The 24,343-nt window shown below is 40.3% G+C and carries 26 protein-coding genes and 2 pseudogenes; 24 read left to right on the top strand and 4 right to left on the bottom strand.

Annotated features, from left to right (window positions below):
• Positions 1 to 205: 205 nt before the first annotated feature.
• The 10 genes from G602_RS0109025 (at position 206) to G602_RS0108980 (ending at position 6,685) form a co-directional block, all read left to right on the top strand.
• Positions 206 to 727 (top strand): flavodoxin, encoded by a 522-nt coding sequence (locus G602_RS0109025; RefSeq protein ID WP_026658722.1) that lies wholly within the window; start codon positions 206 to 208, stop codon positions 725 to 727.
• A 50-nt stretch (positions 728 to 777) separates the two neighbouring features.
• Positions 778 to 990: a hypothetical protein gene (locus G602_RS29760; RefSeq protein ID WP_242835548.1), complete on the top strand. Its 213-nt coding sequence runs from the start codon at positions 778 to 780 to the stop codon at positions 988 to 990.
• Positions 987 to 1,355, top strand: a complete 369-nt coding sequence (locus G602_RS0109015) for a nuclear transport factor 2 family protein (protein ID WP_026525303.1) — start codon at positions 987 to 989, stop codon at positions 1,353 to 1,355. The genes G602_RS29760 and G602_RS0109015 overlap by 4 nt, the downstream gene beginning before the upstream one ends.
• 18 nt (positions 1,356 to 1,373) lie before the next feature.
• A complete protein-coding gene (locus G602_RS0109010; RefSeq protein WP_026658720.1) occupies positions 1,374 to 2,216 on the top strand; it encodes an aldo/keto reductase in 843 nt (280 codons plus the stop codon).
• Between the two features lie 39 nt (positions 2,217 to 2,255).
• Complete coding sequence (locus G602_RS0109005) at positions 2,256 to 2,627, top strand: LptM family lipoprotein (RefSeq protein WP_026658719.1); 372 nt, start codon at positions 2,256 to 2,258, stop codon at positions 2,625 to 2,627.
• Positions 2,628 to 2,647: 20 nt separating this feature from the next.
• Positions 2,648 to 2,890: a DapH/DapD/GlmU-related protein gene (locus G602_RS31405; protein WP_044931633.1), complete on the top strand. Its 243-nt coding sequence runs from the start codon at positions 2,648 to 2,650 to the stop codon at positions 2,888 to 2,890.
• Positions 2,891 to 3,086: 196 nt separating this feature from the next.
• Positions 3,087 to 3,620 carry a flavin reductase gene (locus tag G602_RS0108995; protein ID WP_026658718.1) on the top strand — a complete coding sequence of 178 codons (534 nt, stop codon included), beginning with the start codon at positions 3,087 to 3,089 and terminating at the stop codon, positions 3,618 to 3,620.
• Between the two features lie 11 nt (positions 3,621 to 3,631).
• Positions 3,632 to 4,300: a nitroreductase family protein gene (locus G602_RS0108990; protein ID WP_026658716.1), complete on the top strand. Its 669-nt coding sequence runs from the start codon at positions 3,632 to 3,634 to the stop codon at positions 4,298 to 4,300.
• A gap of 148 nt (positions 4,301 to 4,448) precedes the next feature.
• Entirely contained in the window at positions 4,449 to 5,120 is a 672-nt protein-coding gene (locus tag G602_RS25920) for a helix-turn-helix domain-containing protein (RefSeq protein ID WP_081675932.1), read from the top strand.
• Between the two features lie 467 nt (positions 5,121 to 5,587).
• The gene (locus G602_RS0108980) at positions 5,588 to 6,685 is read left to right on the top strand and encodes a radical SAM protein (protein WP_026658715.1); all 1,098 of its coding nucleotides are present in this window, start codon (positions 5,588 to 5,590) and stop codon (positions 6,683 to 6,685) included.
• A gap of 189 nt (positions 6,686 to 6,874) precedes the next feature.
• On the opposite strand, the gene G602_RS0108975 is transcribed toward G602_RS0108980, so the two are convergent.
• Positions 6,875 to 7,516, bottom strand: a complete 642-nt coding sequence (locus tag G602_RS0108975; protein WP_026658714.1) for a trimeric intracellular cation channel family protein — start codon at positions 7,514 to 7,516, stop codon at positions 6,875 to 6,877.
• A 246-nt stretch (positions 7,517 to 7,762) separates the two neighbouring features.
• Here G602_RS0108975 and G602_RS0108970 point away from each other — a divergent pair, with 246 nt between their 5' ends.
• From G602_RS0108970 to G602_RS25915, 3 genes and pseudogenes are all read left to right on the top strand, one after another.
• Positions 7,763 to 8,263, top strand: coding sequence for a DUF2798 domain-containing protein (locus G602_RS0108970; protein ID WP_026658713.1), 501 nt, complete (start codon positions 7,763 to 7,765; stop codon positions 8,261 to 8,263).
• Between the two features lie 73 nt (positions 8,264 to 8,336).
• Positions 8,337 to 8,930, top strand: coding sequence for a TetR/AcrR family transcriptional regulator (locus G602_RS0108965; RefSeq protein WP_026658712.1), 594 nt, complete (start codon positions 8,337 to 8,339; stop codon positions 8,928 to 8,930).
• A gap of 202 nt (positions 8,931 to 9,132) precedes the next feature.
• Positions 9,133 to 9,786: pseudogene (locus G602_RS25915) on the top strand (ABC transporter ATP-binding protein); the annotation flags it as partial.
• On the opposite strand, the gene G602_RS0108955 reads toward G602_RS25915, so the two are convergent.
• Positions 9,776 to 10,147, bottom strand: a complete 372-nt coding sequence (locus G602_RS0108955) for a VOC family protein (protein WP_026658711.1) — start codon at positions 10,145 to 10,147, stop codon at positions 9,776 to 9,778. The pseudogene G602_RS25915 and the gene G602_RS0108955 sit on opposite strands and share 11 nt — an antisense overlap.
• 738 nt (positions 10,148 to 10,885) lie before the next feature.
• On the bottom strand, positions 10,886 to 11,338 hold the full coding sequence (locus G602_RS0108950) for a PaaI family thioesterase (protein WP_196808626.1): 453 nt from the start codon (positions 11,336 to 11,338) through the stop codon (positions 10,886 to 10,888).
• Positions 11,339 to 11,550: 212 nt separating this feature from the next.
• On the opposite strand from G602_RS0108950, the gene G602_RS0108945 reads away from it, so the two are divergent.
• The 4 genes from G602_RS0108945 (at position 11,551) to G602_RS0108930 (ending at position 13,903) form a co-directional block, all read left to right on the top strand.
• Positions 11,551 to 11,868 carry a hypothetical protein gene (locus G602_RS0108945; protein ID WP_026658708.1) on the top strand — a complete coding sequence of 106 codons (318 nt, stop codon included), beginning with the start codon at positions 11,551 to 11,553 and terminating at the stop codon, positions 11,866 to 11,868.
• A complete protein-coding gene (locus G602_RS0108940; protein WP_026658707.1) occupies positions 11,865 to 12,056 on the top strand; it encodes a hypothetical protein in 192 nt (63 codons plus the stop codon). The genes G602_RS0108945 and G602_RS0108940 overlap by 4 nt, the downstream gene beginning before the upstream one ends.
• Before the next feature lie 674 nt (positions 12,057 to 12,730).
• Positions 12,731 to 13,099: a TIGR04076 family protein gene (locus G602_RS0108935; RefSeq protein ID WP_026658706.1), complete on the top strand. Its 369-nt coding sequence runs from the start codon at positions 12,731 to 12,733 to the stop codon at positions 13,097 to 13,099.
• Positions 13,100 to 13,126: 27 nt separating this feature from the next.
• A complete protein-coding gene (locus G602_RS0108930; protein ID WP_044931630.1) occupies positions 13,127 to 13,903 on the top strand; it encodes a class I SAM-dependent methyltransferase in 777 nt (258 codons plus the stop codon).
• Positions 13,904 to 14,005: 102 nt separating this feature from the next.
• Here G602_RS0108930 and G602_RS25910 read toward each other — a convergent pair.
• Positions 14,006 to 14,434, bottom strand: a pseudogene (locus G602_RS25910) (nucleoside phosphorylase); the annotation flags it as partial.
• Between the two features lie 350 nt (positions 14,435 to 14,784).
• Between G602_RS25910 and G602_RS0108920 the strand changes: the two are divergent.
• From G602_RS0108920 to G602_RS25900, 7 genes are all read left to right on the top strand, one after another.
• A complete protein-coding gene (locus G602_RS0108920) occupies positions 14,785 to 15,771 on the top strand; it encodes a glycosyl hydrolase (RefSeq protein WP_026658704.1) in 987 nt (328 codons plus the stop codon).
• A gap of 55 nt (positions 15,772 to 15,826) precedes the next feature.
• Positions 15,827 to 16,918, top strand: coding sequence for an SGNH/GDSL hydrolase family protein (locus G602_RS0108915; RefSeq protein WP_026658703.1), 1,092 nt, complete (start codon positions 15,827 to 15,829; stop codon positions 16,916 to 16,918).
• 96 nt (positions 16,919 to 17,014) lie between these two features.
• Positions 17,015 to 18,043 carry a LacI family DNA-binding transcriptional regulator gene (locus tag G602_RS0108910; RefSeq protein ID WP_026658701.1) on the top strand — a complete coding sequence of 343 codons (1,029 nt, stop codon included), beginning with the start codon at positions 17,015 to 17,017 and terminating at the stop codon, positions 18,041 to 18,043.
• On the top strand, positions 18,040 to 19,083 hold the full coding sequence (locus G602_RS0108905) for a LacI family DNA-binding transcriptional regulator (RefSeq protein WP_049945144.1): 1,044 nt from the start codon (positions 18,040 to 18,042) through the stop codon (positions 19,081 to 19,083). The genes G602_RS0108910 and G602_RS0108905 overlap by 4 nt, the downstream gene beginning before the upstream one ends.
• Before the next feature lie 156 nt (positions 19,084 to 19,239).
• Positions 19,240 to 21,552, top strand: coding sequence for a diguanylate cyclase domain-containing protein (locus G602_RS28820; RefSeq protein WP_026658699.1), 2,313 nt, complete (start codon positions 19,240 to 19,242; stop codon positions 21,550 to 21,552).
• 209 nt (positions 21,553 to 21,761) lie between these two features.
• Entirely contained in the window at positions 21,762 to 23,276 is a 1,515-nt protein-coding gene (locus G602_RS0108895; RefSeq protein ID WP_026658698.1) for an ABC transporter substrate-binding protein, read from the top strand.
• Positions 23,277 to 23,371: 95 nt separating this feature from the next.
• Positions 23,372 to 24,325, top strand: coding sequence for a carbohydrate ABC transporter permease (locus tag G602_RS25900; RefSeq protein WP_044931627.1), 954 nt, complete (start codon positions 23,372 to 23,374; stop codon positions 24,323 to 24,325).
• Positions 24,326 to 24,343 lie beyond the last annotated feature (18 nt).

Here is a 24,343-nt window from a genome sequence, read left to right as displayed (position 1 = left end):
TAAATCAATTATAGAATATTTGAATTGGATATTTCAAGAACTTCATGCAATAATTTTATCAACGAAGCAAATAAACACAGTTCATGAAAACTAAACACTGACCTAAGGCATCAGTGACATCAGGACTCCCCCCATGAATGGGTCCCTCCTCATGTCGTGTCACCGCAAGCGGTACCCCTTAGGTCGAATAACGGAGGATAACACGATGGCTAAAACACTGATAGCATTCTTTTCAAGAGCGGATGAGAACTATTTTGGCGGAGCAATGAGATACGTAAAGGTCGGGAACACCGAGATCGTAGCAGGGATCATGAAGGAGCTGATCGATGCGGATACATTTAAGATCGAGATGAAGGACCCTTATTCACCGGTTTACATGACCTGCATCGATGAAGCGAAGAAGGACAAGCAGAATAATGCAAGACCCGAGCTTACCGGATACTTAGACAGTATCGATGAGTATGACACCATCGTTCTTGGCTACCCGAACTACTGGGGGACGATCCCGATGGCGGTTGCCACCTTCCTTGAGAAATACGACTTTACGGGAAAGACGATCCTGCCTCTCTGCACCAACGAGGGAAGCGGAATGGGATCCAGCGAAAGTGACGTAAAGAAATATGCCAAGGGCGCTGACGTGAAGAGTGGTCTTGCAATTACCGGAAGTCAGGCTGCAGAGTCGAAAGGCGCGGTGGAGAAATGGTTTAAAGCAAACGGGATCATGTAAATGAACCATGGTGACGGAGTCAGAGGTTCATTATTATGGAGGAAAAGACGATGGCTTACGAAGCAGGATATGTATATGACCTTATGGAAAAAGGCGGCCCGACTGATGTAAGAGAGCCATATTTTAAGGAAGCTGTAGATGAGATGATGAGAGCCAGAACTCTCTGCGCCAAGGCTAATGCCTGTATGCCGGATTATGCCGTAGTCGGTGGCGTGCCTGCTAAAGTCATAAAATACCTTGATCCGAAGGAGCAGAAGGAATGACCGACGAGGAACAGATCAAAGAATTATACATCCGCTACTGGCAGTATATGATCGATAAGGATGCTGACGGACTTAACAGTCTTCAGACAGATGATTACTACCTGATGCATATGACAGGTGTAAAGCAGTCCCGGGAAGTTTTTATAAAAGGACTTCTGGATGGTACTTTCAATTATTATTCCGCAGAGCATGATTCAATTGATGTAAACATCACCGGTGATATCGCTGTGATGGTCGGCAAAAGTAGAGTCGTAGCTGCAGTATACGGCGGCGGAAAAGGAAGCTGGAGATTACAGGGGGATTTTACCCTGAGAAAAGAAAATGGTGCCTGGAAACTGACGAGTTCAAAAGCGTCAACCTATTAATGAATGGAGGATCATGCAATGGAATATGTAACACTTAATAACAAACTGGAATGTCCGGTAGTCGGTATAGGAACTTTTATGCTCTCACCTGCAGATGCAGAGAACAGTGTAAGAGAAGCGCTTAAGATGGGATATCGCCTCATAGATACAGCTAACGCATATGTGAATGAGCGTGCGGTAGGGAGAGGTATGAAAGCCAGCGGTGTAAAGAGAGAAGAGATTTTCCTCTCCACGAAGCTTTGGCCCAGTGAGTATGAAAATGATAATGCGGTAGATGAGACACTTGAGAGACTTGGCGTTGACTACGTGGATCTTCTTTATATCCATCAGCCTGCAGGAAACTGGCTTGTAGGGTATAGGCAGCTTGAAAAAGCGTATAAGGAAGGCAAAGCAAAGAGCATCGGTATTTCCAACTTTGAAGGGAAATATATTGAAGAGCTTCAGACGAAGTGGGAGATCGTGCCTCAGTTTATTCAGGTAGAGGCTCATCCTTATTTCACACAGAAAGAACTTCGCAAGACCCTTGATAAATATGGTATCAAGCTTATGAGCTGGTATCCGCTTGGACACGGGGATAAGTCGCTGATCGAGGAGCCGGTATTTGCAGAACTTGGAAAGAAGTACGGCAAGTCTTCGGCACAGGTGATCCTCCGCTGGCATACGCAGATGGGATTTGTAGTGATCCCGGGAAGCAAGAATGTTGATCATATCAAGGATAATCTTGATATCCTCGACTTTAAGCTGACAGAGGAAGAGATGGCAGAGGTAGCAAAGCTTGATAAGGATGAAAGATATTATCACAGAACGGAAGAGCAGCTTATTCAGTTCGCAGGCTGGAAACCGGAGTTTGAAAAGGAATGAATTTTGACGTAAACAGCCGAGTATTATGAGGTATTGGTTATGAAGAAATTGATCGGAGCGATTTTGGCTTGTGTGATGATCTTATCACTTGCAGGTTGTGGAAATAGTGAAAATGAAACAAATGTGACCGCAGAGGCATATGCTACTCAGGAACCATCTGTTGAAAATGATGTCACCGGTGCGGATTCTGTACAAACTGAGGAACTCACAAAGCAGGATGAAGGATCCGCAGATTCAGAATCTACAGATATTGGAGAAGAAACAGAGTCATCAGGTAGCAACATACTTTCATCAGCTTGCCCGGACAGCACAGTACTTGATGGGCTTGCCGTAAGAGGAAACGATGCCCAGAATGATCAGGAAAGTGTAAGAGAAGCTGTAGAAACCTGGGTATCAGGATTGGGATACTAAAATGGAGAGGAGGATACTTCGTGAACGTGTTTGAAAGACTGCACAGCGGAGAGGCAATAGATATCCGTGATGAGGATTATCAGAGAGAAGCCCATATCAAAAAGAATGCATGGATTGGGGCAAGGGTGAACATCTTGCCAGGAGTCACTATTGGTGAGAATGCGATTGTAGGAACAGGCAGTATTGTGACTAAAGATATCCCGGATAATGCGGTTGCAGTAGGAAACCCTGCCAGAGTGGTAAAGATGATTGATAAGAAATAACCTATGAATAAAGTACGGATGATCATAGACATTTTAATGACGATGCTTTTGCCGGTTCTATTGGAAGATAATGAGTGCTATGTTTGGTTGGTTATTCTTTCTTTTCGAGTATTGATTTTTGATTATGAGCGGTTTATTATATTTTAAGGATTGTACACAATATAATAGAGTCAAAGATGTAGACAGGAGTGATGAAATGAAGGAAAAGATTAATGTTACTGACTATGCAAATCTGATTACAAAAGCGCTTCCTAAGGGAATTCTGCTTAATACCAGTGCGGATAAGTTCAATTCAATGGTAATTGGATGGGGACATATTGGCACTTTATGGGGCAGACCTACTTTTCATGTATATGTCAGACAAGGAAGGTTTACAAAAGGACAGCTTGATAAAGCAGGAGAGTTTAGCATAAGTATTCCTTTGGAGAATCCGGATCCTACGATTAATAAAATCTGCGGTTGGGAGACCGGCTTTAATATTGATAGGGTAAAAGAAGCAGGTCTTGAACTGGAGGAGTCTGAGATAATAAAGACTCCGGGCGTAAAGCAGTATCCACTTACTATCGAGTGCAAGGTGCTCTATTCCCAGGACCAGGATCTTTCAAAGATTCCTGTAGATATCAAAGAAAAGACCTATCCTCAGGATGTTCCCGGCACATACCCTATGGCAAACAGGGATTTCCATACTATGTATGTTGGAGAAATAGTTGACGCATATATCATTAAGTAAGGAGATATTTGATGGATATAAAAGAGGCGATAAAAGAAAGGCACAGTGTAAGGCAGTATTCATCGGATCATATTATTGGGGATGTGAGGACTTCTCTTGAAAAATGCATTAATGAATGTAACGAGGAGAGTGGACTCCATATCCAGTTAATAACTGATGATCCGGAATGTTTTGATACGCTGCTTAGTCATTATGGTAAGTTTTCAGGTGTTAACAACTATATCGCGATTGTGGGATCTAAGAAACTGGATAATCTAGAGGAACTTGGCGGCTATTATGGTGAAAAGATAGTTTTGGAAGCTCAGATGCTGGGACTTAATACCTGCTGGGTTGCCGGAACTTATGGCAAGAGTAAGTGTAAGGCTGATGTGGATGCCAATGAAAAGATAGTATGTGTCATCGCTATAGGATATGGCTTAAATAAAGGCACTAACCATAAGACAAAAGATCTTTCAAAACTTTGCGGTGTTACTGAAAAAGACATGCCCGCATGGTTTAGAGAGGGTATGGAAGCAGCGCTTCTTGCTCCTACGGCTATAAACCAGCAGAAATTCTTTATTGATATTGATGGTGAAGAGGCAGTGATAAAAGCCGGATTCGGACCATTTGCCAAGCTTGATCTTGGAATAGTCAGATATAACTTTGAGGCGGCATGTGGTCATAGATGTAAGGCTATATAGAAAATAGAAGAAATATGAGCAGAAGCAATCCTTGAAGGCGGAAATATTGCTGATGAGAATAATTAGATAATCCGTCCGACTCTACTTTCCGTAGGTACCCTATTTTTTCGTGTTGATATACAATCTGTGCATGGAGGTGAGAACGAATATGAACCAATATGTTACAGGCGCAGTTATTAAGGAACTGCGGGAAAAGAACAAAATGACACAGAGCGAGCTGGCGGAAAAGCTGGGAGTGAGTGATAAAAGTGTGTCAAAATGGGAAACTGCCAAAGGCTTTCCGGACATTACTCTTTTGGAGCCTATTGCGGAGGCGTTCAGCATTTCAGTGACGGAGCTGATATCAGGCAATACTATTCATAATGCGAATGTATCCGCAAATATGCTGCGGTCAAAGTTTTATGTCTGCCCGGTCTGCGGGAATGTGATACACAGCATGGGCGAAGCAGCGATCCATTGTCACGGCATCCAGCTTATACCTTTAGAGGCAGAACCTTCAGATGAACAGCACATGGCTTTTATCGAGCGTGTGGAGGATGAGTATTATGTGCGGATTGATCACAGCATGACGAAGGAGCATTACATTTCGTTTGTGGCGGCGTCGTCATCCGATGATATGCAGATGGTGAAGCTCTACCCGGAAGGGAACGCTGAAGCAAGATTTAAAATCAGGGGAGTCAGAAGAATCTTCTTTTACTGCAACCGGGATGGTCTGTTCTCTATTGATCCGGTAAAGGGCATCGATGACAGGGAAAGCGGATATGATGATTCACAGGAACGCAGAGATCTGGAAAAAGCAGCGGATATGCTGTTTGGATAGGAAGGAGGCAGTTGGAATTTGGTTGTAATGTCTTCTACAAATATGAAAATAGGTGATTGCAGCAGTTGATTTTAGAATATATTTTCTAACGCAAATAAGAAAGAGATAATATGCGGCAGAGTAATATGGGGTAAAACGTCTGCTGCATATTAGACGAACAGAGATAGCGGTAGACACTAGATATAAAAAGCGACTGCTTCAAATGCGACAAAATGAAATAGCAGCAGGAGATGGTGGTTTAAAATAGCCTGCTGCAAAAAGCATTACATAAAATTGCGTTAGAATTCTTGTTGTAAAAGAATGATGAAGAGATAGTTCTTCAGCTTGATTTTTGACTTATTGAAATAACAAGAGCCGAAATATAAAATAAGATATTGAGACCAATTATATTGCATAAAATACAAAATGTGTTATAATCTTTTCATTGAGCATACCCTTGCAGTAATTTGATGAAAGGTAAAAGGTTTATGGAAAAAGAGTTTGATATACAGGAATACATGACACATGGAGTTGAGAGAGTGGTTTCTGATGCCATAAGGGCTACCTTAAGAAATCCAAGAGAAAGCGCGTACATGGCGAAATTTGCATTGGCGTCAAAAAGCGCATCAAAGAAAAGAGCTGAGCTGGAAGCAGAAGGCGAACATATTCCGCCTTTCCTTATTGCCAGCATTACAAGCAGCTGTAATCTTCACTGCAGTGGATGCTATTCAAGATGCAATAACGCAACAGAGGACACAGAGCCGGTAGAGCAGCTGACTGATGACGAATGGCTTAAGATTTTCGATGAGGCGGACGATCTGGGAGTAAGCTTCATACTTCTTGCTGGTGGAGAACCGCTCCTTAGAAAAGGTGTAATAGAAGCTGCGGGTAAAAAGCAGAATATCCTATTCCCGATATTTACTAACGGAACATATATGGCTGACAAGTACTTTGATTTGTTTGATAAGAACAGAAATCTTGTGCCCATCATGAGTATTGAGGGTGGGAAAGAAGCCACTGATTCAAGAAGGGGCGAGGGTGTATATGATAAACTCGTCTCAAATATGGATGAACTAAACAGGAGAGGACTCATCTACGGTGCTTCAGTTACGGTAACGACGCAGAATCTAAAGGATGTTTCTTCTGAAGACTTCATAAGTATGCTGTCTGATAAAGGATGTAAGGCAGTGATATTCGTTGAGTTTGTACCGGTAACTGAGGATGCAGAGTATCTGGCACCCGGAGAGGAAGAAAGGGAATATCTGAAAAAAGAGATCGCAAGGCTTAGGACTGAGCATCCTGAAATGGTTTTTGTTTCTTTCCCCGGAGATGAGAAAAACTCAGGTGGATGTATTGCTGCAGGACGCGGATTTTTTCACATCAACTCACATGGAGGAGCGGAACCATGCCCGTTTTCACCATATTCGGATATAAATGTAAAAAAGACTTCTCTCAGAGATGCCATTAATTCGAGGCTGTTCAAGGCGCTCCAAAAGGAAGGCGTGCTCTTGGATGATCATGAAGGCGGATGCGTGTTGTATGAAAAGAGGCAGGAAGTAGAGGCACTACTGAAAAATGCAGTTTAAGGACATTCGAGGTAATAGAGAATGAAATGTTTTTTAGATTTAGCAAAGACCAGAAGAAGTGCATGCAGATGAGGCATATGGATATAGTTTTGAGAAACTACTTATGAGAGCTCATGAACTTGGTCTGGGCACTGTATGGATTGGCGGAACCATTTGGGAAAGAAGACAAATGAGCGGAGGAAATACAATTCAGAGCTCTACTTTAGGAAGATTCCAAAGGAAATGTCTCGCCATAAATCTGAGCAGAATAACAAGAGCGAAGCTGATTACCATGGCAGCACTCCAGGTGTGCATCAGATCATGCATTATGACCATGACGATTCCGCCAACTATAACGGGAAGAGCGTAAACATGCTTTACAAAGATGGCAGGCATCTGGTTTGACAGGACATCGCGTAACACTCCGCCGCCGACACCTGTGATAAATCCGAGGAATACCAGAAGGAACAGGTCATCTTCATAGCCAAAATTGGCTCCTATCATTACCCCGTCTACCATGAATGCGGCGAGTCCAAGCGTGTCCGATATAAACAGGCCTTTGTCATATATGCCTGAGAATTTAACCGGCACTCCTTTACGATAATACATTAAAAAGAATACGATATTTGCTATGATTGCTGCGACTACAACATAAAATGGATCAATGAACATCTGTGGTGGGAAGTTTCCCATCACAATGTCTCTGGTAAGACCTCCACCGCAGGCAGTGATTATAGCGAGAATGTTTACTCCAAATATGTCCATTTTCTTATGGATTCCGGTGATGGCACCGGATATTGCAAAGGCAACTGTGCCTATAAAGTCAAAAATTGCTAAAAGTGATATCGACATGAACTTTGTCCCCTGTCCTTTTGATTGGTGAGCACACCAAAAAGCATTATATCACTTGAAATTACAACATAGAATTAAAAATGGGTATTACACGAAAGATTTTTTTCTGATATAATCTGACCTTGTCGCAAGAATTAAAATAAGAAGATGTAGAGTTGGTAATATTGGAAACGTGAGCACTATATGGTGCAAAACGAACAACACGCCCTAGGTCTTCCCCTGGTCAATGAAAGGAGAACCCCGGGTATGTTACCACAGAACAAGTTTCAGGATGTAATTTTCACTATTTTCATGGCATTTGTCATGGTCTATGCAATGATCTGCTACAATATTTCACTTAACGTAGGCGGTATGCAGAATTTCATATTTATTGCTGCATTCAAAGAAATGCTCATTATGTGGCCGATTGCAGTATTAATCGAGCTTCTATTTGTAGGAAAACTTGCTCAGAAGCTTGCATTCAGATTCGTTACTCCCGGCAAGGATCCAATGATCATGATGATTCTTGGTATATCAGCAATGAGCGTGTGCCTTATGTGCCCTCTTATGAGCCTCGTTGCTACAATTCTTTTCAAGGATGCCGGGGCTGAATTCGTCGCAGTATGGCTGCAGACAACTGCTATGAATTTTCCGATGGCTCTTTGCTGGCAGATATTCTTCGCAGGACCACTTGTCCGAAATGTGTTTGGATTTTTTGTAAGGACTTTTTCCAAAAAGACAATAAACACAGCTAAAGAAGTTGCATGATGTTTGACAATTTGATGAGGAAGAATTATACTGACTATAAATTCATAATTAGTCAAAAAGGATGTAAAGAGATTTGCCAAAGTCATATTCGGATCAGGAAAGAGAATATATAATTCAGAGGCTTAAGGAAGAGGCTGCAAAGTGCCTTGCCCAGTACGGTGTCAGGCGCACAACGGTTGATGAACTGGTAAAACGTGTTGGAATTCCCAAGGGTACCTTTTATCTTTTTTATAAGTCAAAAGAGCTGCTTCTTTTTGAGGTTATCCAGGATCAGCATGAGGCCATCAATAACGAACTGGCTGATGCTCTTTCGAAGGTGGCTGTAAGGGATTTGTCGGCGGATACTTTGACGGATCTGATCTTTGAGTTTTTTAAAAAGACAGATGAGATGCCAATCCTAAAGCTTCTTGATACTGATGAAGTTGAGCTTCTGGTGCGGAAGCTCCCTCGGGAAGTAGTGGAAGCACATTTTCAGGATGACACTGATACTATAGAACAGATGCTGTCCATGTTTCCTATAAAAAAGAATCTGAACGTTAAGGTTGTCAGTGCGGCTTTTCATGCAGTGTACTTTGCAACGCTTCACAAGGCTGAGATTGGGGAAGAGAACTATGATGAAGCGCTAAGGCTCCTGATTTACGGAATTGTGAAGCAGATGATGAAGTAAGGCAGAAGATGATGCGAGAAAAATGTTGAAATAAAGCTTGCTCGGATGGCAGCTCAGGTGCATTTTTAATATGAATATTAGAGTCCGGTTTTGAGCCGGACTTTGATTAGGACTTTATTTGACTATATATTCATATGTAGTCAAATAGATATAACAGACGAAATGCTTTATTTCATAAATGCCTGCATTAAGGAGGAAAATAATGATAGAAGTTAAGGATCTTACGTTTAGCTATACCCAAAAGCCATTTATAGTGGACATGAATTTTGAGGTGATGGAGGGAGAAATCTTCGGATTTCTTGGGCCTTCCGGTGCGGGAAAAAGTACGCTTCAAAAGATACTTTTGGGAATGCTTCCTAATTATAAAGGGGTGGCTAAGGTTGGAGGCGTCGAGTGCAAAAGATGCGGCTCCGATTTTTACCGAACCATAGGTGTTGACTTTGAGTTTTCAACCATGTACGAAAAGCTTTCTGCCAGGGAGAACCTTGAATTTTTCTCGTCTTTATATGGCATAAAGGGGCGCAGCATTGACGACCTGCTTTTGGCGGTGGGGCTTGAGAATGATGGGGATAAGAGAGTCTCGGATTTTTCAAAGGGTATGAAGAGCAGGCTGAACTTTGTCAAAGCTCTTGTACATGATCCGCAGCTTCTTTTCCTGGATGAGCCCACAAGCGGTCTTGATCCAACAAACAGCCGTATGATGAAGGACCTGATTCTTGAGGAAAAGAGAAGGGGTAAAACCATTCTTTTGACAACTCATAATATGCAGGATGCTACTGAACTATGCGGCAGGGTAGCGTTTATCGTGGGTGGAAAGCTCTTTGCACTGGGCAGTCCCGGTTTACTTACTTTTTCACATGCTCACAAACATCAATTATGAATCCGGATGGAGAAACAAGGTATGCGTATTTGCTGGATGTAGTAGTGCTTGGAGCAAATCCTTTTGCCTCTCTGAATCCCCTGGACATGAAGAATTCATAAGCTTCTTCATAATTGTCCACATTTATTCTGATGGCTGTATAGGTCTGAGGAATCACAGGAACTTCAACTATGTCGATATGAAATCCGTTTTTATCTTTCATTCTGTGGGCGGAAAACTCAACATCCGTATCTTCTGCTTTATTGTGAGTCTGCTCAAATCCAAGCTCCTCGAAAAGCTTGATGACAGGTTCAGCTTCCTTGGTAATTATCGATGTATTAAAGGTTGTAATTTTCATGCGATTTTCTCCATTCTAATGCTCAGAAAGTAAAAAAGTTACCAAGACAAATTATAATTCATTAGAAATTATAATTACATCGAAGATGGGCAGATTTAATAAGCGTTTTAGAAAGATATGAAAATTTAAGAAAATCGAATATGAAAAATTATAAGTTGCAAGTAAAAGCGGAAATGCATGGAAGAAGCCATACCTTTTGGAGGGGGATTACGTCAGAAAAAGTGTTTGAGAAAAAATTGGTTTAACCTGAAAATAGTGGTTATGCATATATGCGGATTTGTTCGCGAATAGACGTAATTTGTTGAGGAAGTATGTTCTCTCAAGCTGGGAGAATTCAGTCAATGGAAGCGACAAAACAAATATTGGTCTACTGTGAAATTAGAGCAGTAGACCAATGAGATAATATCAGTGTGAATAGACGTAAATTGCTCAGAATAAAGAATTTTCTATCCCCAAATATTTACGTCAATAGGTAGCAAAATTCAAATGCAGATGTACCGTCCAAATATTGATTAAGTCTATATTAAAAATTGTTCGCGGGTAGACTTAACTCATGCAGGAAATATAATTCCCACAAGCGAAACAGTGTCAATCTATAAGGTCTTTATCAGATTTCTTGGTCTATCACCTAAATAACGGTTACGTCACAATGCAGTAAACATCAAGTATTGACTAAGGCGCGAGGATTATTTATACGAAGATATAAAATATAGTCGCGAACAAGCTAAGAATTTCCTTTTAAAACTTCAGATTATCTCCAAGCACCGGAACTTTACTTGCAAAAAAAGAAAACTCTCCACTGTCCAAAAGATTTCCTTCATCGTCAGTTACCCTTATATCAAATACCAGAATATGCTTACCTGTCTTAAGCTTCATGCACTCACAGTAAATATATTCGGTATTTACAGCAGGCAACAGAAAATTCAAATTGGCAGAAACGGTAGTCACATAGTATCCACTCATACTTCCTGTAGCACCAGCCATGGCATCTACAAAAGAAAGCAATGCACCTCCATGAATACTGCCATACATGTTATGTAGTCTGGAATCACACTTTATCCTTGACTTGCTGTAGGTAGGACTAAGCTCCAATACCTCAAATCCTATGAATTTGTTATATTCATTTGCATACAACTCAGAAAGCATTTTCTCTCTGATCGCATTTTCCTTTTCTGTACGTGCTTTTCGCATTTCTTTTTTACTCCTATTTCTTCCACACATCAGGCTGATATCCCCTACGTGGACTGTTTTCAATTGTCTTTAATCTATACTAAATAAATCTTCCTTTCAAGATTTTGTAGAAAAACGTTTTTCTGAGAAAGAAAGGAATCTGACTTTTGTAAAAGATTCAAAAAGATTATAATAGACAGCGATATGCTTTAAAGGAAATGAAGAGGAAAATAATGGATATAGATTACGTTTTAAAACTATTCAAAGAATTAGCTGTACACTTAAAGAAATATGGAGATCAGTCCATTGCGTACCAGTATCAAACACTACTGGATGCGATTGATGTGCTCGAAGCTGACTATTCTGACGAGGACAAAGAAGATTGCATTGTCACTTGCTATAAACGCCTTTATCCCGGAAGAGCCGGTTTGTCTGAATTTTTTATCTACAGAGAAGATTTCGAAGAAAGAAGCGCCTTAAATGAGCCTTTGTCCAGAATTCAGCATGAATTGTGGGAGATGGTAAAAAATATTGGAGGAACAAAAACATGAATCTCATACTCAAAAGTTTTGGACAGTCCGTAGCATTTTTAATGTTTGATGCAGCGCTTTCCATATTTTTTGAACATACAATTAATATTAAAGAAAAACTATTTGATTTTATTATCTTTTTTGCAGTTATACTTCTCTTTAATTTTATGGCTCCAAGACTTAAAAAACATCTTGGGGTTGAAAAATAATAACTGCCAAAAGGTATACTTATTGGAAGAGGTTTTTACGTCAGGAAAAGTTTTTGAGAGAAAAATTATTTAACCTGAAAATGGTGGTTATGCTTATATGCTGATTTGTTCGCGAATAGACGTAATTCATTGAGTAGTTATAATCCCGCAAGCCATTGGAATTCAGTCAATGTAGGCGACAAAACAGATATTGGTCTACTGTGAAATTAGAGCAGTAGATCAATGAAATAATATCAATGTAAATAGACGTAAAATGATTAGAATAAGGTGTTTTCAATCTCCAAACATTTACGTCAATAGGTGGCAAAATTCAAGTGTTTGTCTACCACCTAAATTTTGCTTACGTCTAAATTTATAATTGTTTTCGGGTAGACTTAACTCATGCAGGAAATATAATATCCGCAAGCAAAATAGTGTAAGTCTATAAGGTCTTTATCAGATTTATTGGTCTATACTCTAAATATCGATTACGTCACTACAAAGTAAACTTCAAATATTGACTGAGGTGCGGAGATGATTATGCGAAGATATAAAGCATAATCGCTAACAAGCTTAAAAAATATTAAGAAGAAAGGTTACTTTTTGATTGTTTATTATAGGTAACTGCACCTTTTTTCTGTATAATTAAAGAATGTGATTAAGTTATCAGACAGATTAAAAGAAGGTGATAAACTATGAAAAAGTGGTATGACGAAGAATATGAATTTACGGTAGAAGTAACAGGCTTTTTGCATGGAGATCATACAGAAAGATATTGCCGTAATGGTGAAGAAATCGGGGATGTTTACAAATGCACCTATGGATGTCCGGTTAATCAGGATGGGTACGGAATCTGTTCAAAGACAATGATGATGCTGTATCCCCTGATGGAAGCTGTCAGAAGCGGCGGAGATCTTACCAAAGTGGGAGGCGATGGGAAATACTCCAAAACAGTTGTGTGCCCTGATGGATGTGTGATTTTCAAACTGACTGCACAACCTTTGGGAAATGAAAATTTCCATACAGGCGGCTTCTGGGATTATCCGGATGAAACACAAGGCTAAGAAATGCTATAAAATTGGAGGAGCTACATGGGGAATATACTTATTGACGACACAAAATTTGTTAAAGATCAGTACAAGAATTCGGCAGGACTTAACACAAGAATCTCAATTCATGACAAGTATTCAACAAATAAGATGGGGCTGCACAATTGGTATTTTACAGTAATGAAGTTTGAAGACGGAATGAGAGTTTTGGAACTTGGAGCCGGAAGTGCAGTTATGTGGGTAAATCATACGGATGTTATAAGCAGATTGTCAAAGCTGGTATTATCCGACATGAGCGAAGGCATGCTTAAAGAAGCCAGGAAGAATCTTGGAGAGCTTGCAAATGTTGATTACAAGGTTATTGATATCCAGGATATTCCGTATGAAGACAATACATTTGATATGGTTATTGCCAATTGCATGCTCTATCATGTACCGGATATAAGCAGGGCAATATCTGAGGTTCGAAGAGTACTTAAACCTGGCGGATGTTTCTATGCCGGAACAGCAGGGAAAAATGGCATACTGGAAACTGTTGTAACCATTCTCAAACAGGATATATCCTATGATAATAACTTCTCCCTTGAAAATGGAGGAGAAAAGTTAGAACCATTCTTTTCCAATGTCGGGATTAAGCGTTACAATGATTCCCTTGAAGTGACAAATATTGATGACCTGATGGATTATATATATTCAGGAATCACATTTGAGAATTCCTGCACACTTTCAAGAAATGAAGTAAGAGAAACACTATTAGCACACATGGTTGATGGAGTGCTGAGGTTACCTAAGGATCCGGGTCTTTTTGTAGCTTGCTAATGATAAGATTGTATGCATATTTCTTAAATGAAAAATAAATAAAACGAAATAAAGAATAAAATAAATCCAAAACTTCTAAGGGGCTGTCGCACTAAGTAAATGCACAGCCCCTACCACTTCATAATTTGCAACAGCGGGAAACTCTACAGGCACATACTCTTTAGTGGTTCCTTCCATTCTGATGGCGCCTGTTGCGATGATAAGATCTCCACCTTTGACATCTAACTGGATGCCTCCACATGTCCCTACTCGTATCAGTGTATGAGCACCGCATTTATATAGTTCTTCAAATGCTATCGCAGAAGAAGGGCCGCCGATTCCTGTTGAAGTCACACTTATTTTCTCACCGCATAGCTTACCTGTATATGTGGTATATTCCCTGTTGGATGCTATCAATTCGGGATCATCCAGATACTGGGCTATAGATTCGCATCTACCCGGATCGCCGGTAACGATGACATATCCGCCAACATTGTCTTTGTTAGTATGGATGTGATATTGGTATCCTTTTTCTTCTGTGTAGTCTACCATATGCCAACCCTCCTTACAGTTATCATCATCATATTTGCAGTTGCATGCTATATTCATCTATTAGAGAAAGTACTTTTGCGTAACTATATATTAATTGTATAGCGATAAGGGAAGTATATTTCTATATGCGAAATTCATTATGAAAACAAAAAAACAGTATTGCAAAAGAGAAAGAGATATGCAATATTAAGTTAAAATAAGCAATTAGTAAAACTATATTAAGTTAAATTAATTAAGTGAGGGATGACTTCTTGAACGCTTTTTCATCTTTACGATCAAGAAGTCATAGAATCGTCCTGAAATGCAGGGCGAAAAAAATAATAAGATCTTTAAAGGATAAAGGAGCAAATATGAGTGACAAGATTTATGAACCAAGTAATCCTTGTATGCAGCAGGGCGCGAGGAATGTACTTAAGTATCTCTCTGACATTACATATGACAAGATTATCACAGGGCAGCATACACAGACAATGGAGCAGGAGGAACTGCATCTGATAGAAGAAAAGACAGGAAAGAAACCGGCGCTTCTTGGCTTTGAGCTTCTGTCATATTCGCCGAATATCAATTATCTGGATACAGATAGGGAGTGTATGGATGAGATAGTTGGAAATAATGGAACATTAAAAAAAGCATGGGAATGGGCTGCCGAGCAGGGGCTCATTACTTTTACATGGCACTGGTTTTCTCCGTTATATGGCAGATCCAAGGCTTTTTATACTGAAAATACTCCTTATGATCCGGAGAAGGCAGCAACAGAAGGAACTCCTGAATATGCAGCAATGATCTCGGATCTGGATGTTATGGCAGGTATATTAAGACCATTTTGTGAGAAGGAGATTCCTATTCTATGGAGACCATTTCATGAGAGTGATGGAACCTGGTTCTGGTGGGGAGCCAAAGGCGCAGAACCTGTAAAGAAGCTATACAGAATTATGTATGAAAGATTTGTAGGGCTTCACCACTTGAACAATCTTATATGGGTATGGAACTCACATGTAAAGGATTTTTATCCCGGTGATGACATTGTAGATGTGATATCTGTTGACCTGTACACAGATAAGCATGTTCATACCTCTTATGCAGAGCAGTATAAGGTCTTGACGGGGATAACAGACACAAAGAAGCCGGTTATTCTTGGAGAGGTGGGGGTTCTGCCGGATCCTGAGAATGTTCATGATGAAAAAATCGGATGGGCAAGCTTTATGACCTGGTCACTGGATTTTTGTAAAACTGAGGAATATAACACGTTTGAATATCTGAAAAAGGTTTACAACAGCCCCAATGTAGTAACAAAGGAGAATCTGCCGGGGCTTTATGAGGCAAAGCAGGGATTTTGATTCAGAGAAAAAAGGATTTTGAAGCGCAATTTGTAAGACTAAAGGGAAAAGAAAAATGGATTATATTACAGGAATAAAAAGATTAAGGGACTTTGTAAAGCGAGCAGAGGCTGGTGAGGAACTGGTATTGGGCTTTTTTGGAGGATCCATTACTCAGGGCGCACTCGCTTCAACTCCGGAGTTTTGTTATGCTTACAGGGTCTTTGAATGGTTTAAAAATGAATTTCCGAATGCGAAGTTCCACTATGTGAATGCCGGAATAGGTGGTACATCATCACACTTTGGAGTTTCAAGAGTACACAGGGATTTGCTTATGTACAGACCTGATTTTGTCATAGTGGATTTTTCTGTTAATGACGAGCCGGAAGCATTTTTTCAAGAGACCTATGAGGGACTGATACGGAAAATATGGTATGCAGATAACAAACCGGCAATGCTTCTACTTAACAATGTTTTTTATGATGATGGCAAGACAGCTCAGGATATACATGACAGTGTTGGAAAATATTACGATATACCTAATGTAAGTATCAGGGATACCGTTTACAGGAGAATATGCGAGGGAGAATATAACAGAAATGACATAACACCGGATGGGTTACATCCTAATGACTTTGGACATGGGCTTGTAGCAGGGGAAATAATAAAAACCATATCTGATATAAAGGCAACACAGGAGGCAGATGCTTTTGATACTGCAGATGATATTGAAAAGCTTCCTGTAACGCAAAACAGATTTGAATTTCCAACGCGGTTTACTATAGAAAACAGCAGGCCTGTATTATCCGGATTCAGGGCTGATACTTCTGAAAAGACAGGACATCTCGACCTTTTTAAAAATGGATGGATAGGTGAAGTGGCTGGTGACAGAATTCATTTTGACTTTATTGATGTCAGATCTATTGCAATCCAGTATAGAAAGACAGTAAACAGGCCAGCTCCTGTAGCTATCGCGATCATTGATGGGGACAGGAATGATTCTGCCAGGCTGGATGCAAACTTTGATGAAGACTGGGGAGACTGCCTTTATCTCCAGACTGTACTAGACAGTAGTATAAAGGCAGACCATTCGCTGGATATAGAAATTATAAGCGCCACAAAGGAGGATAATAGTAGCTTTTACCTTGTTTCTATAATAACTGCGTGAACGTTTTTTGATATTGCTTTAGTTTATTATTTTTTAACCGCTAAATCATTGATTGCATAATTAATTTAAGCCATAATGATATTTGGAGGTTGATAGATGAGACCAAAACAAAAAGTAAAGTTAAAGGATATTGCTGATACTTTAGGGGTATCTGTTGTAACAGTATCAAATTCCCTTGCAGGAAGACCTGGTGTAAGCCAGGAAATGCGAAAAAAAATAAAGGAATGTGCTGTAAGCCTGGGGCTTGATACTGACAAATATCAGAATAATACCGCGGTTAATGAAGAAAAAAGTATAACCAGGGGAAAAACCATTGGAGTTATTGTCTCTGAAAGATATATGCTCGTTGGGGCATCTTTTTACTGGGAAATGTACCAGAAGGTTGCTTATGCTGCGTCCGAGGGAGAGTGCTTTACTTCGCTTGCAATTATTCAGGATTATAGTGATAATGCAAAGCTCCCGCCCAAAATGGATGTGGATGGGGTGATTATTATAGGACCCGTTCGTGAGAAATATCTCGAAAGGTTGCTTTTGTCAATAAAAGTACCTGTGGTAATTATGGACCAGCAGATAGAAATGGGCAATTATACTTCTATTCTGTCAGGAAACTATTATGGGATGTACAGGGCGACCAGGGAGCTTGTTCTTGCCGGACATAAAGATATTGGCTTTGTAGGTGCGCTTGATTATTCACGAAATATTATTGACAGATACTATGGCTATAAAAAGTGTATGAGGGAAAATGGGCTAAAAGTAAACAGGGAGTGGATTTTGTCAGACAGAAGCGGCGACAATGAAACTCCAAGTATAGACCTCCCGAAGGAGCTTCCTACAGCATTTGTGTGCAGCAGTGACTATGCAGCAGGGACGCTTTATAAGGCGCTTCTTGAACGAGGAATGAATGTGCCGGAAGATATTTCGCTTGTGGGCTACGATAATTACTTAAGTGGCAATGAGCTGGAAAATATACTTACTACCTACAATGTTGATCTGGCAAAGATGGCAAAGCTTGCCATAGAGCAGGTAATAAATGAGACACTTGATCCAACTCTTGCAGGAACAATATATGAGATAGACTCATATGTTGTGAAAAGGTCATCAGTAAGAGATATGAGGGAAAAATGATGCAGAATAATATTACCTTGTCTGATATCGCAGAGAAGCTTGGCGTTAGCAGCGTGACTGTGTCAAAAGCCCTTTCAGGTAAAAAAGGTGTTAGTAATGAGCTGCGGGAGAAGATTGAAAGTCTTGCAGATGAAATGGGTTATGTAAGAAAGGATAAGAATGACGTTGCCCGTAAAATCAAAGTCATAGGAGTTATTGTTGCCGAGAGATACCTTGATCACAGCCAGTCATTCTATTGGCGTATATACCAGAAATTATCGCTTATTTCGAATGAAAAGAAGATATTTACTCTTTTGGAGGTTATCAGTAAGACAGCGGAGACTGAAAAGAATGTCCCTAATCTTGTGAGGCAGGACAACGTAGACGGTATAATTATCCTTGGAGCCTTTGATGTGGGGTATCTTAGGATGCTAAAGGAGATTGTTGATGTGCCACTTGTGTCACTGGATTCTGTTTACGAGGAGATAGCAGGAGATGCGGTCATAGCTGATAACATCCTTGGGGGATATGAGATAGCCGGGTATCTTCTTGGGATGGGGCACAAAAATATTGGTTTTGTAGGAACCATGAATGTTACGCCAAGTATCGATGAAAGGTATATTGGAATGTGCAAGCAGCTTTCTGCTTCCGGTTTTTCTGTAGACTTTGGTAAAAATCCCATAGTGGTTGGGGACAGGGACGCGGATGGCAACATAGGAGCAGAGGGCACCTTTAAGCTTCCTGATAAGAAACAGATGCCAACGGCCTTTTTTTGTAATTGTGATGTTTCTGCGCTTTTGCTGATAGAGCGTTTAACCGGGAATGGGTACAGAGTCCCTGAGGATGTTTCCGTTATAGGCTTTGATAATTATGCTCCCGACATGAAGCAGGGGCTGTCTCTTGCCAGTTACAAGATGGATATAGATGTGATGGCAGGTAAGGCGATTGAGCTTATGACCATGAGACTTCATAATCCGAAAACGCCCTTTGAATCTGCAATGATCAGGGGGAGCCTTATCCCCGGGGAGTCAGTAGGAAAACCGCGGTCTGCGCCTAATTAGTTATGATTATTTAATAAAATATACATTGTTTTATGGCGGTTGACATATTAGGATTAAACTAATTCCTTATGTCAGCCGTGTTTTAACTTATGGAAAAATACATTACTATTGGCTCTTTGTTTGCCTTATGGTGATAGAGCATGCAGAGGGATTAAAATGTCAGGTGAAAACAGATTGAAAATTGGAATCCTTGTAGGAGGTATAGCTGATGATTATTCTATTCAGCTATGTCTTGGAGTTATGCATACTGCAGCCAGAAAAGATGTTAATGTATTTGTTTTTCCGGGGAAATACATAGACAGGCTCAGTGAAGATAATGATGAAATTGCCTATGAGTACCAGTATAATACGCTTTTTGCCTACCCCAATGCAAATAATATAGATGGACTTATCATAGCAGCAGGAAGCATTGGATGCTTTACCACTGCAGAAAAAACAGATGAATTCCTAAGAGGATTTGATGATATTCCCTGCGTTATTGCGGCTACGAAAGACAGCAGCCGCTGTTGTATATGTTATGACAACAGGAATGCTGTAAGAGAAGGTGTGCTTAAGCTGATAAATGACTGCGGGTGCAGACATTTGTGCATTGTGGCAGGGCCATCAGGAAATACAGATGCCATGGAAAGGGAAAATGCTTTTTATGACACGTTAGAGGAAGCAGGACTTAAGTATTCTGAAAGCAGTAAACAGGTTGGTGATCTTGCATGCACTGAAAAAACAGCTGATGCGATAGAGCGCTTAATGCTGGACAATCCTGATATGGATGGGCTGTTCTGTGTAAATGACGAGATGGCAATAATGGCTTATGAGGTGCTTGCAAAGCATGGAAAGACGGTAGGAAAAGATGTATTCGTCATGGGATATGACAACGTTGTTAACAGTGCCAAGATGGATCCACCCTTATCAACGGTTGCCGCTGATCCGTTTAATCTTGGGGATGTAGCACTTACAACGCTATTAAAGAAGATCCGGGGCGAAAAAACAGAAAGTGTTACCATTCCCGCAAGGCTTATCATCAGGGAATCCTTTGGGAAGATAGAAAAAACAGCTGCTCAGGATGCGGATGTTACGGAAATAGAGATAAGGGACTATTTTAATTCCTCCTTTTACAGATTTCTTAATGAGTGTGACAAGGATGATGCGCAAAAGGTATATGAAATATTTAAGGGGATAATGTTAAAGGCTAAAGCCTTAGATAGTGAATCTGAAAGTGCAAAAGAGGATGTGGCAGAAATAGCAGATGGTTTTGATGTGCTTTTTCATACACAGGCAATGGCGTATGTTGATGTGGATATGATAGTAAGGTACATCGGACATGCTTACAGGGCTGCGTCTGCTGCTATTCATAATAATGAGATTTATAAGGCTAAGCTGTTTGATTCTGCGCTTCAGACTACCCATTCCCTTGTGAAAATTGAGAACAGTCTTTTGGGTGAGCTGATAAAGGAACAGAAAGACAGGGACATTTCCATAAAGAACTTTATAAGAAAGACGATGAACTTTAAACATGGAACAGATCAAAGCTATCGTGTTTTCCTGGACGATTTTGACTGGCTGGACGTAAAGAATGCCTGTATTTATGTACTGGATCGCCCATGCTATCATCTTAAAAATGAGAAGTACCGCCCTGCACCTACATATAACAGAAAGGCGGTTCTTAAGGATGGTCAGGTAAAGATATTGCCTAAAACAGAGCAGCCGGTTTTGCTTGACAGGCTTTTTGATATAGAAGAGTTTGGGGACAGACAGAGAGCGATGGCGCTTTTACCTTTGTTTTTTGCAGAGGAACTGTATGGTTTTGTAATGTTTGATCTTACGGATAAGATTTTTGGTGAGGCAGAGTGTATTGCTTCACAGCTCGGAGCGTCCACACATATACTTATGATGCTTAAGGAAAATGAGAGGATAAGGCAGGAGCTGGAGGAAAGCCTTACCCTTATGAAGCAGATGAATATAGAACTTGATAATCTGTCAAGGACTGATCATCTTACGGGACTGTACAACAGAAGAGGGTTCGTTGAGGAGGGAGAAAATTATCTTCATGAAGCGGCTAAAAGAGGCGAAATAAGTATGGTTGGCTTTGCTGATATGAATAACCTCAAAATAGTGAATGACAGGTTTGGGCATGAAGAAGGAGATTTTTCACTGAAGAAAATTGCAGAAGTCTTTGGAACAATATTGGGTAAGGATGCTGTTATTGGAAGAATCGGAGGAGATGAATATGCATTTGTCACCACGGAAAGCGTAACCGGTTCTTATGAAATCCTTCGTCATAAGGTTGATGGGCTGCTTGATACTTTCAATAAGACCAGTGATAAGCCGTATAACATTTCGGTGTCGATAGGCATCATGAGAGCTGACAGAGAGGTTGACCAAAAATTGGAGGAAGCTTTGTCATATGCTGACAGAATGCTTTATGAAGCTAAACGTAGTAAAGACAAAAATGTAATTAAACAGTTTGATTAAATTAAGTAAAATATATAGTTAATAGTTGGATAATACCAACAAAAGTTAATGAGCCATTTCGTTAATTATTTACGAAATGGCTCATTTTATTTGCTTTTTCTTAAAATTATGGTTGAAAAATGCAAATTAATAAATATAATAAGAATTAACTTAAAATTTAAGCCTAAGGCAAATAGGAAACTTAAATTAAGTAAAGGGAGGATACAAAAATGAGACTCAAGAAATTTGTTGCGTTAATGACAGCATCATCAATTGCCATGTCACTTGCTGCATGTGGCCAGGCTGCAAAGACAGAAGAAACGCCTAAGGCGGATTCTGTTGATGCTGCTGCAGATTCAGCAGACACACAGAACAGTAGTGAAGAGGCTTCATCAGAGGAGGCTGAAAATGGGACTGCTACGGAGGATGCAGCTGACAATTCTTCATCAGATGTAGATGTGGCTGACAACAACTACACTTCAGTAGTTCTTGGTGAGACCGGTAAGGACATAACAACAACAATTAAGCTTCTTACACACAGAACAGATATGCTGGCAGATGATTATCCGGGAACTAACTGGGCATCATATATTGCAGCATTCAATGAAGTATATCCGAATATCACAGTAGATGTTGAAGGAATCACAGATTATGCAGAGGATTCTCTTTTAAGGCTCCAGGGAGGTGACTGGGGTGATGTTATGATGATTCCGGGAATTGACGCTTCTGAGTATGCAAATTATTTCATGCCCTATGGAACAGTTGAGAATATGGAAAGCGTAATCCGTTTTGCTAAAGATAAGCAGTACGATGACATCGTTTATGGAATCCCCTCAACCGGTAATGCACAGGGTGTTCTCTATAACAAGGCTGTATTTGAGCAGGCAGGTATCGATACATTACCCACAACACCTGAAGAGTTTATTGAAGATCTTAAGCTGATTAAAGAGAAGACAGATGCCATCCCGCTTTATACAAACTATGCTGCAGGATGGACAATGGGTGCCTGGGATGCTTATATTGCAGGAACTGCAACAGGTGATGCAACCTACATGAATCAGAAACTTCCACACACAGCTAATCCTTTCTCTGATCCTGGCGATGGAACACATGCATACAACGTATATAAAGTACTTTATGATGCAGTAGCAGAAGGGTTAATTGAGGATGACTATTCTACAACAGACTGGGAAGGCTGCAAGGGTATGATCAACAGAGGTGAGATCGGAACCATGGTTCTTGGTTCATGGGCATATTCACAGATGCAGGCTGCAGGTGATAAGCCTGAGGATATTGGATATATGAGCTTTCCTATTAAAGTAAACGGCAAGCAGTATGCTTCTGCAGGACCTGATTATGCTTTCGGAATCAACAAGGATGCAAGTGACGACAATCGTTTGGCAGCACTCGTATTTGTTAAGTGGATGACAAATGAGTCAGGATTCTCCTATAACGAAGGAGGCATCCCAATCAATGCAGAAGACAACAATTATCCTGATCTTTATGCAGCATTCGATGGAGTTGAGTATGTTTCTGATGAAACAGCACTTCCCGGAGAAGAAGATCTTAAGGATACACTGAATTCTGATTCAGAGCTCAATGTCAATAACGGTGGGGATAAAAAGGTACAGTCAATCATAGAGCACGCTTCAAATGGTGACATGACCTTTGATGAGATTATGGACAGCTGGAATCAGGCATGGACAGAAGCTCAGGAGCTTAGCGGAGTTGAGATCAAGTACTAATAGGTTTTCATAACACTATATTATGAAGTAGTTGTGTAGGGGCGGAATTAGATAATTCCGCTCCTGCCTTGTAGAAAGGAAAGGGAGTTACCCATATGAATAAAAGAAAATGGAAACAGGTGCAGGTTATCCTGGCTTTCCTGATCATTCCGGTTGGGCTACTGATCTTGTTCACATATTATCCTTTTGGAAAAATGGTTCAGTTCAGCTTTTATAATATGAAATATATTGGGCCAAGGAAATTTGTCGGTCTTAGGAATTATATACAGATTTTTAAACGCGAGGACATTCTGAGGACGCTTTTGCTGTCATTGTATTATATGGTTGGTTCTGTTGTTCAGGTATTTGCAGCGCTCTATCTTGCAACAATATTTTGCTTTAAGGTAAAGGCAGAGAATTTTTGGAAAGGATTTATTTTCTTCCCTTATCTGATAAATGGTATAGCAATCGGTTTTATCTTTAAATTCTTTTATACAAGGGGATTTGTTCTTGATACAGTTCTACAGACGATAGGATTTAACCTTGATAATCTGCCGTATTGGCTTAAGGATCAGTCCATAAACAATTGGTCACTGGTGTATTCTTCGGTATGGAGATATCTTGGATCGACCATGGTGTTGTTCCTTGGCGCAATGATGTCTGTTGACAGTACACTTTATGAAGCTGCTTCTATAGATGGAGCCAATAAGTGGCAGACCTTTTGGCACATTATTCTGCCAAGCATTAAGACTATAGTAACCCTTAACGTGATCCTCTCAATCACTGGTTCACTGTCAGCATTTGAGCCCCCTTATGTAATAACAAGCGGAGCTAATGGTACAGGCACGTTCTTTGTTGTTATGAATGACATCGCACATACAAGTCAGAAGGTTGGCCTTGCCAGTGCTATGGCAGTGTTCCTGCTAGTTATTATTTTCATTGCGAAGTTCCTGCAGGAGGGCATATTCAGATTCCTTTTCAGGAATGCAGGTACCGATGCGGATGAGCGCACACTTAAGAAACAGCGCAAAATTGCAGCAAAATCAAAACAGCAGATAGGAGGGAAATAATGTCAGTGGCCTCAGTTA

Origin of the sequence: Butyrivibrio sp. AC2005 (assembly GCF_000424145.1) — a bacterium.
Lineage (GTDB): Bacteria > Bacillota > Clostridia > Lachnospirales > Lachnospiraceae > Butyrivibrio.
The sequence above is the reverse complement of the archived record's forward strand: the minus strand, read 5'-3'. Positions and strand labels throughout refer to the sequence as shown.